The organism is Peribacillus sp. Bi134 (assembly GCF_918698065.1).
GTDB lineage: Bacteria > Bacillota > Bacilli > Bacillales > DSM-1321 > Peribacillus.
In genome coordinates this window covers 448023-463178 of the sequence record NZ_CAKKLN010000003.1, presented here as the reverse complement: position 1 = coordinate 463178, position 15156 = coordinate 448023, and the positions used below count along the sequence as shown (strand labels likewise).

The 15156-nt window shown below is 39.1% G+C and carries 16 protein-coding genes; all 16 read left to right on the top strand.

The window, feature by feature from the left end; translation table 11 throughout:
* The first annotated feature begins 17 nt into the window (after positions 1–17).
* The 16 genes from LQ188_RS08085 to LQ188_RS08010 all read left to right on the top strand — a co-directional run bounded on the left by LQ188_RS08085 (position 18) and on the right by LQ188_RS08010 (position 15101).
* Positions 18–1244 carry a Zn-dependent hydrolase gene (locus tag LQ188_RS08085; RefSeq protein WP_230176506.1) on the top strand — a complete coding sequence of 409 codons (1227 nt, stop codon included), beginning with the start codon at positions 18–20 and terminating at the stop codon, positions 1242–1244.
* A gap of 2 nt (positions 1245–1246) precedes the next feature.
* Complete coding sequence (locus LQ188_RS08080; protein ID WP_230176505.1) at positions 1247–2422, top strand: M20 family metallopeptidase; 1176 nt, start codon at positions 1247–1249, stop codon at positions 2420–2422.
* Between the two features lie 380 nt (positions 2423–2802).
* The gene (locus LQ188_RS08075; RefSeq protein ID WP_230176504.1) at positions 2803–3288 is read left to right on the top strand and encodes a peptidoglycan-binding domain-containing protein; all 486 of its coding nucleotides are present in this window, start codon (positions 2803–2805) and stop codon (positions 3286–3288) included.
* A 553-nt stretch (positions 3289–3841) separates the two neighbouring features.
* Positions 3842–4669, top strand: coding sequence for a MerR family transcriptional regulator (locus tag LQ188_RS08070; RefSeq protein ID WP_230176503.1), 828 nt, complete (start codon positions 3842–3844; stop codon positions 4667–4669).
* Between the two features lie 129 nt (positions 4670–4798).
* Positions 4799–6286: a UbiD family decarboxylase gene (locus LQ188_RS08065; RefSeq protein WP_230176502.1), complete on the top strand. Its 1488-nt coding sequence runs from the start codon at positions 4799–4801 to the stop codon at positions 6284–6286.
* 47 nt (positions 6287–6333) lie between these two features.
* Positions 6334–6909: a non-oxidative hydroxyarylic acid decarboxylases subunit B gene (locus LQ188_RS08060; protein ID WP_101221732.1), complete on the top strand. Its 576-nt coding sequence runs from the start codon at positions 6334–6336 to the stop codon at positions 6907–6909.
* Positions 6910–6944: 35 nt separating this feature from the next.
* Complete coding sequence (locus tag LQ188_RS08055; protein ID WP_230176501.1) at positions 6945–7406, top strand: pyridoxamine 5'-phosphate oxidase family protein; 462 nt, start codon at positions 6945–6947, stop codon at positions 7404–7406.
* Between the two features lie 276 nt (positions 7407–7682).
* Positions 7683–8516, top strand: coding sequence for an alpha/beta hydrolase (locus LQ188_RS08050; protein ID WP_230176500.1), 834 nt, complete (start codon positions 7683–7685; stop codon positions 8514–8516).
* A gap of 240 nt (positions 8517–8756) precedes the next feature.
* Positions 8757–9443, top strand: coding sequence for a cyclase family protein (locus LQ188_RS08045; RefSeq protein WP_230176499.1), 687 nt, complete (start codon positions 8757–8759; stop codon positions 9441–9443).
* A 14-nt stretch (positions 9444–9457) separates the two neighbouring features.
* A complete protein-coding gene (locus LQ188_RS08040; protein WP_230176498.1) occupies positions 9458–10177 on the top strand; it encodes a carboxymuconolactone decarboxylase family protein in 720 nt (239 codons plus the stop codon).
* A 21-nt stretch (positions 10178–10198) separates the two neighbouring features.
* Positions 10199–10888 (top strand): CoA transferase subunit A, encoded by a 690-nt coding sequence (locus LQ188_RS08035; protein ID WP_101221735.1) that lies wholly within the window; start codon positions 10199–10201, stop codon positions 10886–10888.
* On the top strand, positions 10881–11513 hold the full coding sequence (locus LQ188_RS08030; RefSeq protein ID WP_101221736.1) for a 3-oxoacid CoA-transferase subunit B: 633 nt from the start codon (positions 10881–10883) through the stop codon (positions 11511–11513). The genes LQ188_RS08035 and LQ188_RS08030 overlap by 8 nt, the downstream gene beginning before the upstream one ends.
* Before the next feature lie 20 nt (positions 11514–11533).
* A complete protein-coding gene (locus LQ188_RS08025; RefSeq protein WP_230176497.1) occupies positions 11534–12649 on the top strand; it encodes a muconate cycloisomerase family protein in 1116 nt (371 codons plus the stop codon).
* 75 nt (positions 12650–12724) lie between these two features.
* Complete coding sequence (locus LQ188_RS08020; protein ID WP_048687694.1) at positions 12725–13063, top strand: DUF3870 domain-containing protein; 339 nt, start codon at positions 12725–12727, stop codon at positions 13061–13063.
* Positions 13064–13067: 4 nt separating this feature from the next.
* The gene (locus LQ188_RS08015) at positions 13068–14261 is read left to right on the top strand and encodes a thiolase family protein (RefSeq protein ID WP_230176496.1); all 1194 of its coding nucleotides are present in this window, start codon (positions 13068–13070) and stop codon (positions 14259–14261) included.
* A 27-nt stretch (positions 14262–14288) separates the two neighbouring features.
* On the top strand, positions 14289–15101 hold the full coding sequence (locus LQ188_RS08010; RefSeq protein ID WP_230176495.1) for a dioxygenase: 813 nt from the start codon (positions 14289–14291) through the stop codon (positions 15099–15101).
* Positions 15102–15156 lie beyond the last annotated feature (55 nt).

Here is a 15156-nt window from a genome sequence, read left to right as displayed (position 1 = left end):
AATAGGAGGGATTCTAAGTGAGTCTTAGCGAACGTATAGAAAAGCAAATAAGTGATTTGGGCGAATTTACATCAACACCCGGAGAAGGGACTACCCGGCTTACGTATAGCAAGGAAGACTTGCTTACACGTAATTATATAAAAAATAAAATGATGGATTACGGCCTGACAGTACAGGAAGATGGATTTGGAAATATTTTTGGAAAGCTTGAGGGTACTTTAAAAGATGCACCAAGCGTTCTGTTAGGTTCACATTTTGATTCCGTACCAAATGGCGGTGCGTATGACGGACCAGCAGGTGTAATTGTCGCACTTGAAGTGGCTGCCCTATTTTCAGAAAATCAATTAACACCTAAATATCCATTGGAAATCGTTGCCCTGATTGAAGAAGAAGGAGCTCGTTTTGGCGGAGGGCTAATGGGGTCGAGAGGAATAGTGGGAACGCTTAGTGAGGAAAGTTTTAAAAATTTAAAGGATAAAGATGGTATCACAACCATTAAAGCGATGTCAAAAGTTGGACTGGATTTCTCTCTTCCGAAAAGAAGAAATCCCAATAGCATTAAAGCATTTCTCGAATTGCATATAGAACAAGGACCAATCCTTGAAGAGAAGAATATCCCCATTGGTGTTGTAGAAGCTATTGTTGGTTTAACTCAATTTGAAGTAACCATTGAAGGAAAGGCAGGACATGCAGGCACAACCCCAATGGATCGCCGTACGGACGCATTGGTTGCTGCCGCTCAAATTATTTCTCAATTACCGAGCTTTGCAATTGAGGAAGGAGAAGGAACGGTTATAACGACAGGACGACTAGATGTTTTACCAAATGGAGCAAACGTCATACCGAATAAAGTGGTATTTTCGGTAGATATTCGATCAAGCAAGGAAGAACATATTAACAATGTCATCAGGCGGATGAAAGAATTAATCGAATCCTATCAGGTACAGGGGATCCATACAACGGCGGAACAGCTGTTGTATATGCCGCCAAAGATATTGAGTAATGAGATTAAGGATTTATTAAAAGATAAAAGTTCTGATTTGGAAATTCCATACTGTTCCATTGATAGTGGAGCAGGTCATGATGCGATGGTTTTTTCAGATGTGACTGAAGTTGGCATGCTTTTTGTTCCAAGTAAAGCAGGACTAAGTCATTGTCCAGAGGAATGGTCTGATGCACGTCATTTGGCAAATGGAGTGCAAATATTTTACGAAGTGGCTAAATGTTTAACGGAGGTAGAATAAGAATGATTAATCAAACGATAAAAAAAGCGATACAAAATTATAGTGATGAATTAACAGAAATACGCAGAAAACTTCATAGCGAACCTGAGTTATCATGGGAAGAAGAAAATACAACTGCCTTTGTTTGTGACTACCTTGAAAAATTAGGGATTACTTATCGAAAAGCGGAACCAACAGGTGTCATTGCAGAAATTAAAGGCGGTAAGGCAGGAAAGACGGTAGCATTAAGAGCAGATATGGACGCCCTTTCTGTTGAAGAATTAAATAAAGACTTGCCGTATGCTTCAAAAGAAGAAGGGAAAATGCATGCATGTGGTCATGATGCGCACACTTCAATGCTATTAATTGCAGCTAAGGCACTAAACGTAATAAAAGAAGAATTACCTGGGAATGTGCGATTAATATTTCAACCAGCTGAAGAAGTGGCAACAGGTGCAAGGGAAATGGTTAAACAAGGGGCTGTTGAGGGTGTTGATAATGTTTTTGGCATACATATTTGGTCGCAAATGCCAACAAACACGGTTGCTTGTACTCAAGGACCTTCATTCGCTTCAGCAGATATCTTTACAGTAACGTTTAAAGGAAGAGGGGGACATGGTGCAATGCCACAGGATTGTATCGATGCTACTATTGTTGCCTCTTCATTCGTCATGAACGTACAGTCTGTCGTATCAAGAACGGTCGACCCCCAAAATCCCGCTGTTTTGACAGTTGGAAAAATGGTCGTTGGCACACGTTTTAATGTCATTGCAGAAAATGCCGTCATTGAAGGGACTGTCCGTTGCTTTGATCCTAAAACACGTGACCATATTGAAAAGCAGCTCCAGATTTATGCTGAAAATGTTGCGAACATTTACGGTGCGACCGCAAAGGTTGAGTACTACCGCGGAACACAAGCTGTCATCAATGATGAATACAGTGCAAAATTAGTGCAAAAAGTTGCCTCAAATGCGTTTGGCGATGACGCAATATATAATGAAAAGCCAACAATGGGTGGCGAAGACTTTAGCTTCTATTTAGATGAAGTACCTGGAAGCTTCGCTTTAGTTGGATCAGGAAATCCTGAAAAAGATACGGAATGGGCACACCATCACGGAAAATTCAACATCGACGAAGAAGCGCTTGCTACCGGTGCAGAACTTTATGCCCAATATGCATGGGCATATTTGAACGAATAATGGTCTGAATAAAAGAGGGAATCCGGTATTACTAAAGGGTGTTTGAACGTCAGAAAGCCGCCAATTGGCGGCCTTCTGGCGTAAAGGGTTAAATTTCACTTATGCATCATATCAAGTGATCCGTCTAGAGGAAAAGAGAAGGATAATGTCTATTTAGAAATTCCTTAAGTTTTTTCTGTACTCACTAATTTCATTATAAAATCTTACATGCGTAAAAACCGTAGATGTCCCAGTTGCAAATTAATCCCACTTATTCGATATTTCAAGGATACTGTTTGTTTAGCAAGGACAAAACAGGACATCGGTCGGAAGGGGAATATAAAATCTGAAGGGAAATAGTAAGGTAGTTCGGAAGTAAAAAAAAAGAGGGAGATGGAGCTATGAAGAAATTACTTACTAGTTTGGTAGTATTGGCAATGGCCCTTGGGGTATCTTTTTCCACAGCTTCAGCATCTGCTGGAGGTTTTCACCACCCCGACAGCTGGGATAAGAATTCTATTTTACGGAAGGACACTCATGGGGTGGAGGTCAGAAATATGCAGTATATCCTGAATGTCATGGGCTTTTATACGGATTCTGCAGTGGTTGACGTTGATGGTATCTTTGGACCAAAAACAGAAGCGGGAGTGAAGAAATACCAAAAAGAAAACAACTTGAAAGTGGATGGTGTGGTTGGCCCCCGGACGTGGGATAGCTTCTCGCAATATATTAAGAAGAATGGCAATGAAACATATGGCGCAGGCGGAAACATGGGACTCAGAATTAAATGGAAGTACGACAATTCCTCCTATACATCGGGATCTAAAGCCTATATTTACGGTAATGGAGATACATTAAGCGATCAATACCGATTGTATGCAAATTAAGATAAAGGAAATTCCTTTCTATGAAAAACGTGTCCACAAATAGGCACGTTTTTATTTTTTCTTTCACAAGTTGAGTGTATTTTTAAACTCCTGTTTCCTTCTTGGGTATTGTGTGGTCTGATTTTCGATTTCCTGAATAAATGCTATTCCTTCCAGAGGAATCAGTTTAAGTCCAAAAACATATAAGCTGGTAATGATGTTACTGCTGACTATAGTGAAAAAATCCATTAATCCTTAAGCGACGGAACCCCCTGTCTTAGTATTTTTTATACTCAATTTAAAATTTAATACTATTGAATTTCACTTTCTCACCTATTGCCTAATTAATGAAGATGCTGATATGATCCATTTTTTCGATAGGCAGGACCTTTAAAATCCATTCATTTTAAATGGAAAAATGGTAAAGTTAGAGGGGATTGAAGATTTCTTTAGAATACTGACCCTCTCCAAGCGGTTGTAGCTGCCGAATGGAAGGAGGGAAATTAAAAAATTAATATATGATATAAGACTTAGAAGGAAATTCACAAAAAGTATTTGCAGAGGAGTAGCGCATATGGACAATTACTTATCAATCAGTGAAATGGCTTCCATTCACAGTATCTCAAGGCAAACACTCATTTATTACGATAAGATCGGTTTATTTAAACCGGTACATATAGATGAACATGGTTATCGATATTATAGTGCCATTCAGATTCCGTTTCTAAGGGAAATTTGCTTTTTGAAGTCGATTGGCATCAAACTGAATGATATTAAGGACCATATAGGAAATCGGAATTTAACCACTGCCATGTCACTTTTGGAATTTCATCAAGAATTCATTGATAAAGAAATAAATGCCTTGATGAATACCCGTACATTTATTCAACAGAGATTAATGAAATATTCAGAAGCCAAAAATATTAAAAGTGAATTGGATAAACCTATTATAGAAGAATTTCCTGAAAGGCATGTCTTATTTATACCATTTGAAAATGATTTGTGCCGTGAAGAATTACATTTAACGCTTATGAAAGCTTGGAATGTATTAAGTAAACATGAAATGCTTCCGTCTGAGGGATTTGGCACGGTTATTTTAAAGGATAAACTTGGAATGGATGATGTTTTCGAGGGTGCGGGAATATATACTGCATTACCTTTTATAGATCCTGATATGGATAACATGATGACGTTGCCTGCTGGGCAATATGCATGTGTATATAAATATGGAATGCCATATAATATTGAGTTTTTAAATGATTTGGTTCAATGGATCAGTGAAAATCACTATAGAATTATTGGGGACGTTGTGGACGCTTGCTTATTGGATACGACCTTTTACGAGAATGATAGTAGTGTTGATTTTTGTCAGCTGCAAATCCCTGTAGAGAAAATTACTTGAATTTTCAAATATCCATTGACTGTATAGTAGAAATACACTTTAGAATATCAATTGTAACCGATAACATATAGGTTATTTGAATGTGACTATACATAGGATACTGATCTTAAAGTGACAGGGGGATTTATTATGTCTGAAAAAATGAATAAAGTGACAGATTTACGTTCTGCGCTGGAACTACTGAAGTCGATTCCAGGACAATTGATTGAAACGGATGAACCAGTCAATCCTCATGCTGAATTATCTGGCGTGTATCGTCATGTCGGTGCTGGCGGGACAGTGATGCGTCCAACAAAAATCGGGCCTGCCATGGTTTTCAATCATGTTTTGGGTCATGAAGATTCAAGCGTGGTAATCGGACTTTTAGCCAGCCGGGAAAGAGTCGGCCACATGCTGGATACAAAACCCGAGCGGCTCGGGTTCCTTTTAAATGAAGCTGTAAAAAACCCAATTGATCCAATCACCATTTCGAATGATAAAGCGAAAGCTCAAGAAGTGGTTCACTATGCAGAAGATCCCGGTTTCGATATTAGAAAATTAATACCTGCGCCTACGAATACAGAGGAAGATGCAGGTCCGTATATCACCATAGGAATGTGCTATGCCTCTGATTCAGAAACCGGTGAATCTGATATAACGATACACCGATTATGTTTACAAAGTAAAGATGAGATGTCCATGTATTTTGTTCCTGGCCGTCATTTAGAAGTTTTTCGTGAAAAGGCTGAAAAAGCAGGAAAACCGTTACCAATTTCCATTAGTATCGGTGTTGACCCTGCTATTGAAGTCGCTGCTTGTTTTGAAGCACCTACGACTCCCCTTGGCTTTAATGAGCTGAGTGTTGCAGGGGCGATCAGGAAAGAAGCGGTAGAATTGGTCCAATGCTTGACAATTGATGAAAAAGCTATCGCGAATGCTGAATATGTAATAGAAGGGGAATTGGTTCCCGGAGTGCGCGTTCGGGAAGATCAAAACACCAATACTGGAAAAGCAATGCCGGAATTCCCTGGTTATACAGGTTCAGCTGTTGCGGATCTGCCTCTAATCAAAGTGAAAGCCGTAACGCACCGAGTCAATCCAATCATGCAAACAGTTATTGGTCCAAGTGAGGAGCATGTTAATATGGCTGGCATTCCAACTGAAGCAAGCATTCTGCAAATGGTGGAAAAGTCCATGCCAGGCAAATTATTGAATGTTTATGCCCATACTTCAGGAGGAGGTAAATACATGGCTGTTCTTCAATTCAAGAAAAGTCAGCCAAGTGATGAAGGGCGCCAAAGACAAGCTGCACTATTGGCATTCTCTGCCTTTTCTGAACTTAAGCATGTATTCATCGTGGATGAAGATGTGGATCCCTTCGATAGCAATGATGTTTTATGGGCGTTAAATACTCGTTACCAAGGTGATGTTGATACGGTTTTCATTCCTGGAGTGCGCTGTCACCCGTTAGATCCTACACAAGATCCCGCATACAGCCCTACCATTCAGGAAAAGGGGATTTCCTGTAAAACCATTTTTGACTGCACAGTACCATTTCATTTAAAAGATGAATTTAAAAGGTCCGAATTTAAAGAGGTGGATCCAAGTCGATTCGTTCCTGGATTTTCCAATACGTAAGTTTCAATAAAGCTTCGATTCGATGACTAATGTAAGGAGGGGAATTAATGAAAATCATTGTTGGAATAACAGGAGCGACTGGAGCCATTTTCGGAATTAGGATTCTTCAGATGCTTAAAAGCAGTGAAGTGGAGACCCATTTAATCATGTCCCCGTGGGCACATGCCACCATTCAACATGAAACATCATATTCTGTTAAAGAAGTGGAGGGATTAGCTGATCATTCCTATTCTTACAAAGATCAAGCAGCAAGAATTTCAAGTGGATCGTACCGGGTTGATGGCATGATCGTAGCACCTTGCAGTATGAAAACACTAGCTTCCATTCGCATGGGGCTAGCGGATAATTTATTAACGCGATCTGCTGACGTCATGTTGAAAGAAAGAAAAAAATTATTACTAATGACTAGAGAAACCCCTCTGAATACGATTCATTTGGAGAATATGACGGCGCTTTCCAAAATGGGGACCATTATATTCCCTCCGATGCCAGCCTTTTATAATCATCCTGAGAATGTTAACGATATCATTGATCATCTGGCTTATCGTGCGTTAGATCAATTTGAAATCGATACTCTCGGTGCGAAACGGTGGGACGGAATGAAATATCGCACCAAAATATAACAGATTACTAGGGAATTAAAGAAAAAGGTGAAAAAATGAATGGGATGGAAATGCCAGAAGAGATATTCGACTTGTTAAATGGTAAAGAACTTGTCGACAAGCAGCATGAAGCCATGATGCTGTTAACGATAAGTGAAGAAGGATGGCCGCATACTGCAATGATTAGCGTAGGTGAGATCGTAGCGGTAAGCCGGAAGGAATTAAGGATTGGCCTATGGCCGGATACTTCGACCACAGCCAATGTCATTCGTACCCATAAAGCTACACTGGTTTTGTTTTGGAAAGGTAAAGCACAATATATTCGCCTTTCATTAGAGAGATTAAAAGAGCTGCCATATGTCCAATATAAAAGAGTAAGATTCCACGCCCAAATAGTAGAGGCACGGGAGGATATGGCTAAGTATGCTGAAATACGCTCTGGAATTAAAATCGACTTGAAAAACCCTAAAGAAGTTGTTGAACGTTGGAGTGAGACCATAGGGGATCTCCTTCAATAAAATTCCCAGGTACCGACTTTAAGTTACTGAGAAATCGAAATTATCAAATAATAATTGTAAAAATCCGAACTTCATGTAAAATGGAATCATTACATGTATTTATAACTTGCCTATTCATTAACCATTAAAAAAAGCCCTTTTTTAATGAAAATTAATGAACTGACTGGCTATCTTAATTTCTCGATCAAGTTACCTTGATGGTGAAGTTAAGATAGCCTTTTTTATTAAATATGCTGGCTGGTTTATGTTAATAATCATGAAATGGGGAATGTCACTATGGAAATGTATGTAAAGGAATTGGGGAACAAAAGAATTCAAATTGCAGATTATCCTGGAGAGAAAGGGCCAATCATCGCCATACATGGTTTAACGGGTAATCATAAGCAAATGCATTATTATGCAGAAATGTTAAAAGGCGAGTACAGAGTCATCTCGATTGACTTAAGAGGGAGGGGAAATAGTTCGAGGGCAGATGTACAGTCTTCTCTTTTTAAACATGCAGAAGATGTAATTGAGTTAATTCAAGAATTAAAGGTTGAAAATCCGATTTTGATAGGGTATTCAATGGGAGCCTTCATCTCAAGCGTTGTAGCCAGCAAATTAACCTCGGTACAGGCCTTGATATTATTGGATGGTGCGGCCATTTCCTCTCAACAACAAAGGGACATCGTACAACCATCACTAGGCCGATTAAGTAAAGAATATGAATCTCAGGAAAGTTATATTGCTGAAATTAAGGAAATCTATAGCCGTTTGGGTATCAAATGGACGGATCACCTGCAAAGTGTGGCGGAGTATGAGGTTCATGAAGTGGATGGTCACTGGGAGAATAAATCATCAGAAGATAGCATTCTTAGGGATTTTGATAGTTTTTATTCTTTTGTCCCTAAAGAGATTTGTAGACAAATTTCCTGTAAAACGTTATTGGTGTATGCCAGTGGGAAAATAGGGGAATTTCCTCCATTATTTTATGAAGAAGCCTATGCTGATACGAAGAAATATACGCCTGATATCGAAATGATCGTTTCTACATGTAATCACTATACAATGGTGTTTGAAAATAGAGTGGAGATTAACGAAGGAATAAAATCTTTTTTAAAACGAATTTGATTTTTTGTAGTTATTTTTAAAAAAGATATTGAAATTAACGGAAAATAGTGTAATATTAAGAATATATAAAAAACTTAATTATTGCCTATTCATTAGCTATTAAAAAATAACCTTTTTTAATAACAACTAGTGAACAACTGGCTACCTTAAACACCTGCTGTCATTTATTGATAGTAATGTTTAGGGTAGCCATTTTTGTCGTGATAATGTAAACGCTTAATGAATTTGGGGGTTTTATGGTTGAAAATCATTGATTTAACATTGGAACTTTACGATGGTCTAGTTACAAATAATGATTTACCTGCAATAGGCATTAAAGATGAACCTCTTGAACAAAAGGGGAAATCTGATTCACTTCCTAGAGGATACCGTTCCAAGTTGATTTCTTTTTCTGACCATAGTGGGACTCATGTCGATGTGCCTTCACATTACTTTGAAAACGGGGAGTCGGTTGAGAACATCAATCTGAAGAATATGTTTGGTGATGCCCTCATACTGGATGTAAGCATGTTAAAAGCGACACATGAACCGGTTACGAAAGCTTTACTTGAAGAGGCGGAACGCAGGCAGGGGGTGTATGTAGAAAAAAACGATATCGTCCTTATCAGGACATGGGGGAAATCATGGGGGGAAGAAGGCTTTTTTGAAGCGCAGGCCTTAGATGATAGTGTGGCCCAATGGTTTATTGAAAAGCAAATACATATTGTCGGTTTGGATTTGCCCAATGCCGATTTGAACCAGGACTCAGAAAGCGGAATTCATAAAAAATTATTGAACCATGATATATATATCGTTGAAAATCTAGTGAATCTTGAAAAATTACCTAAGCATTCTCGCTTTCTTTTTTTCGGGATCCCTTTAAAACTAAAAAATGCAACAGCCTCACCTATAAGGGCACTATCGATACTTGATTCACAATTAATATAAAGAGGTGCAGACGAATGAGCGAGGGATTATTGTATTTCAAAGAAGTTTATGATGTTGTACCAGGCTGGGTGCAAAAAATGCACGATTATAGCCCCAATGCACTTGATCACTATACCAACTTACGCAGTAACATCATGCAAGAGGGAGCCTTGACGAAGAAGGAGAAAGATATATTACTGGTAGGCATGAATGCTGCGAGGTTGTATGAACGAAGTATGGTGTACCATACAAAAGGGGCAATCGATGGCGGGGCAACATTACCGGAACTGGTGGAATATCTAATGGTTTCATACTTATATAACGGAACAGAAGCATTAAAAACAGGAATGAAGTCTTTGGAGTATGCTCTTACACTTAAAGGCATTCGATATCCCGAAATAAGTGGCCATCAAGGAACAGCAGAAGAAATCCTGCTTTATATGATTGAACTATTAGGGGATGAGGAGACGGGATTCGTCTCGAATGTTTTGAAACTGGTTAAATCGGAAGACCAAAACTCCCTCAAAGATTATATATTAAGTGATTCAGTGGTTTCAAAAAGGCTAAAACATCTCCTGATGACAGGAATATTCATTACAGAATTAAAAGGGGAACAGGTTGGGGAATGGATGGAGGCGGCAAGGTTAAATGGAGCCTCGGAAGAACAATTAGCTGAAGTGGGTCTGATTTGCTTATTGACTGCTGGAATACCTGCTTGGTTTGAGGCAAGTGATTCATTGATTGAAAATAAGTAACGTGAGATTGGTGGGGAAAACATGACGAAAGTACATCAAGATATAGAAGCAGCTTTATCTTGTGTGAAGAACGGTCATACATTAATGGTAGGTGGATTTGGCTTGATCGGTGCCCCTCTTACATTAATAGATGGTTTGGCCAAAAAGGATGTAGCAGGCTTGACGGTGATCAGTAACAATTTAGGCGAGAAAGGAAAAGGTCTGGGAGTTCTCCTAAGCCAGAAGAAAATAAAAAAGGCGATTGGTTCTTATTTTACAAGCAATCGTGAAATTGGGGAGTTTTACCAACGCGGGGAAATTGAATTAGAACTATTACCACAAGGGACATTAGCGGAATCCATTCGTGCTGGCGGTGCTGGCATAGGCGGTTACTATACGAAAACGGGTGTAGGGACCGATTTAGCTAAAGGAAAAGAAGAAAGGGAAATAAATGGGGCTACATATATTTTTGAACCTGCCATAAGAGCAAATGTAGCTTTGATCAGGGCATGGAAGGCAGATACACTTGGTAATCTTGTTTATTATAAAACGGCTCGAAACTTTAATCCGGGAATGGCAACAGCCGCAGATGTCGTAATTGCGGAAGTGGATGAGATAGTTGAACCTGGAGAACTCCCGCCAGAAGAGATTGTAACACCGCATCTATTCGTCGATGGAATTATTAAGGCAAAGAAAATCCTGACGAAGGAAGGTGTCAAAGTTTATGAGTGACAAAGAATTAATGCAAAATATGATAGCAAGACGCGCGGCAAAAGAATTGACGGGTCCTTGTATAGTGAACCTTGGAATCGGGATTCCGACCTTGGTTGCAAAATACATTGATGATGAAAATGTTTTTTTCCATACGGAAAATGGATTGTTGGGAGTTGCTGATGTAGAGGAAGATGAAATCGATCCCAATTTAGTTAATGCAGGCAAGTTGCCAGTAGGGGAATCGATTGGTGCATCATTCTTTAATAGTGCTGAATCGTTTGCAATGATCCGTGGAGGACACATTGATGTTGCCATCTTAGGTGTTTTGCAGGTAGGTCAAACCGGGGAAATTGCAAATTGGGCGGTACCAGGCAAGAATATCATGGGTGTTGGAGGAGCGATGGACCTGTTGGTTGGCGCCAAAAAAGTGATCGTGACCATGACACATACAAGTAAGGAAGGTAAAAGTAAGGTTTTAAATGAATGCACCTACCCGATTACTTCCACTAGAAGCGTTGACTTGATCATCACCGAGTTGGCAGTCTTTGAAGTAATTGAAAAACAGTTGAAATTGATTGAATTGATGCCAGGTATAACGATCGAAGAAGTAAGAGCAAAAACAGAAGCGGATTTTATCTATTAAATGTTAAAAAGGTGGATTAAATGAAAATACGTTCAGTTGATGTATACATTATTGATTTACCCACAATTCGTCCTCATCAGCTTGCCATGCATACGATCGTGGAACAAACGATCATTCTTGCCCGTATCATGGATGAAGAGGGTGCGGAAGGTTGGGCGGAAGTGGCGACAATAGGCGGGGCTTCATATGGTGAGGGGACGCCTGAGGCGATCAAAGTGAATATTGATACATATATCGCCCCGCTTATCATTGGAAAAAACCCCGTCCATTACGACAAAATCATGCATGAAGTTTCACTAAATGTTAGAGGAAATAATTTTGCGAAGGCTGTCGTTGAATCAGCCATGGTGGATTTAGTAGCCAGAAGGAGAAACATCCCTGCTTATGAATTATTCGGTGGGCAAATTCATAAATCATTGCCGGTGGCATGGACTTTGGCAAGTGGGGATACGAGTAAAGATATCGAAGAAGCGAAAGAATCCTTACACCAAAAACGTCATAATATCTTTAAATTGAAAATTGGCAAAGGTAATCCATATAAGAATGTGGAGCATGTATTGAAAATTATTGAAGCCGTGGGAGATCAAGCACGCATTACGGTTGATGTTAATCAAGCATGGGATGAAACAACGGCTATTTATTGCATTGAAGCTTTACAGGAAGGCGGGGTTTCCATGGTCGAACAGCCGCTGCCAGCTTGGGATAATGAAGGGATGTCAAGATTGACCAATCGTTTTAAGGTCCCGATCATGGCCGATGAATCATTGAATTCATTACAAGATTCATTCCAAATAGCTAAACATAGGGCAGGTAATTCCTTCGCCTTGAAAATATGTAAACATGGAGGGATGACCCAAACGAAAAAGGTGGCTGCGATTGCTGAAGGTGTAGGCTTTGGTTTGTATGGAGGAACGATGATTGAATCATCATTAGGAACGGCCATTTGTGCACAACTTTATTCAACCATTCCAAAATTTGAATTCGGTACAGAATTATTTGGACCGTTACTTTTCAAAGAAAATATTACGCTAAACGAAATAAAATATGAGAATTATGAAATAATCATCCCGGATGGTCCAGGATTTGGCATGGAGATGGATATGGAAAAGGTAAAACATTTTTCAAGAGGTCTTTAATTAATATAAACTGGAATGGGGATTATGGAACACCCACTGGTTTATGCAAGTAATCTTGAGAGGATGTAGTTTTATATGGGACAGCCAACATTATTAATCACGGCCTATGCGAAGGCACCGCAAAATACGAGCATGTATGAAAATTATAAATACGCTGGGATGGTACTGGAAATTCACAAAGAAAGTCACATTATCATTAATGCAGAATTTACGTTTTTAACAACTTTGGCCCAGGATTTTTTTAAGCGAATGATAGTTGGTTTTGATTTTAGTAAAGATATTGATTCCTTAATAGAGAATATTAAAACGGACTTTTTAGCTCCATCGCAGCAGTCTGTGATTGTTGCCCTGAAAATAGCTCACCAAAGATATAAGGATAGTTTAGAAGAAAGAAATAAAAATAGCAGGAGGTAGAAAATTGAGCAATGTAGTAATAATAGACTCGGTTCGCACCGCTATAGGGAAATTAGGGGGAGCATTGGAGAATGTTCCTGCCGATTTCCTGGCAGCTGCTGTCCTTGATGAAGTTATCAAGAGAGCGGATATTCCTAAAGAGAGTATTGATGAAGTGATTATGGGACAAGCCAAACAAAGTTCAGACGCGTCAAATTTAGCAAGAGTTTCATCACTCCGGGCAGGTTTTCCTGTAGAAGTACCAGGTTATACCGTACACAGACAATGCGGATCCGGCATTCAAGCGATCAATTCTGCCAGTCAACAAATTCAATGCGGATTTGGGGATGTAATCATTGCAGGCGGAGCGGAATCAATGAGCACGGCCCCATACTATATGAGAAATATCCGTTTTGGATTGAAATCAGGGAATGGACAGTTATTGGATCCGAATACGGAAAGCCAGCCAGGTTCACAGCCCGTTGAAGATTACGGGATGTTAACGATGGGAATGACAGCAGAAAATCTGGCTGAAAAATATTCCATTTCAAGGACTGAACAAGATGAATTTGCTTTAAGGAGCCAAGAAAATGCAAAACGGGCAATTTCTACTGAAATATTTACGAAAGAAATCGTTCCGTATCAAATTAAAACGAAAAAAGGGTTAATGGAATTTAATGTGGATGAGCACCCAAGAGAAACCAGTCTGGAAAAGCTGGCTAATTTAAAACCGGTTTTCAAGAAGAATGGAACGGTAACCGCTGGAAATAGTAGTGGTAGAAATGATGGTGCATCCGCTCTGATACTTATGTCGGAAGAAGCAGCAAAAAGGCGTGGTAAAAAGCCGAAAGCAAGAGTGATTGCTCAAGCGGCAGCAGGCGTATCACCAAATTTCATGGGGCTTGGGCCTGTCAACTCCACCTTGAAAGCGCTTCAAATATCAGGGTTGAAAATGAATGATATTGATTTAATTGAACTGAACGAAGCCTTTTCTGCACAAGCTTTGGCAGTAATCAAAGAATTGAAGCTTGATATGAATAAGGTAAATCCTAATGGCGGTGCCATTGCCATGGGACATCCAATTGGTGCCACTGGAGCAATTTTAGCAACCAAATTGATACATGAGTTAGAAAGAACCGGAAAAAGATATGGGCTAATCACATTATGTATAGCAGGTGGATTAGGAATCAGTACCATCATTGAAAATCAACAAATATAAAAACTTAAAAAAATTGGAGGAAGTATTATGAAGAATCAAAAAGTAATCGACGTTTATAATGGATTGGTAGTTAAATTCAAGGAATTAGTTAGCGAATACGAAATTGATCACAATGACTATCAAGCTCTTGTTGATTGGATGGATCAATTAGGCAGGGCAGGGGAAATTCCGTTATTTATGGATGTTTTCTTTGAAACTCATGCACTTCAGGAAATGTATAAAAGTGTAAAAGGAACGGAACCTACTATTCTAGGACCTTATTACATAGAAAATACGCCAGTCGTTCAAAATCCCGGAGTGTTGCCACAACGTGAAAATGAACCAGGTGACGTCCTTTACTTTTCAGGATCTGTTAAAGATGTTAATGGAAATCCGTTGTCAAATACCAAAATAGATATGTGGCAGGCTGATACAAACGGTGAATACTCATACTTCGCTGAAGGTATTCCAGATGATAATTTACGTGGTGCTTTTTATACGGATGTGAATGGTAATTTTGAAATAAAAACAGTTGTACCGGGTAATTATTCAATTCCAACAGATGGACCTTCTGGTCAATTCTTAAAGTGGATTGATCATCATTCATTTCGTCCAGCACATTTGCATCTCTTATTCCAACCGGAAAATGGCGATAGATTAGTAACACAAATATATTTTGAAGGCGATGAATATTTAGAAAATGATGTTGCACAAGGTGTTCGCGGAAGCTTAATTACAAAGTTAGAAAAACATTCCGGTGCAGAAAAAGGATTGAAAAATGATTATTATACGGCTCATTTAGATTTTGAACTTAGATTACAAGATAAACCTGTTTTCAATAAGGCTGTCGTGAAAAACTAATCATCGATAAGAATATACATGTAAAGATTTTCTAAGAAGGATTTTGTTCCCTTAG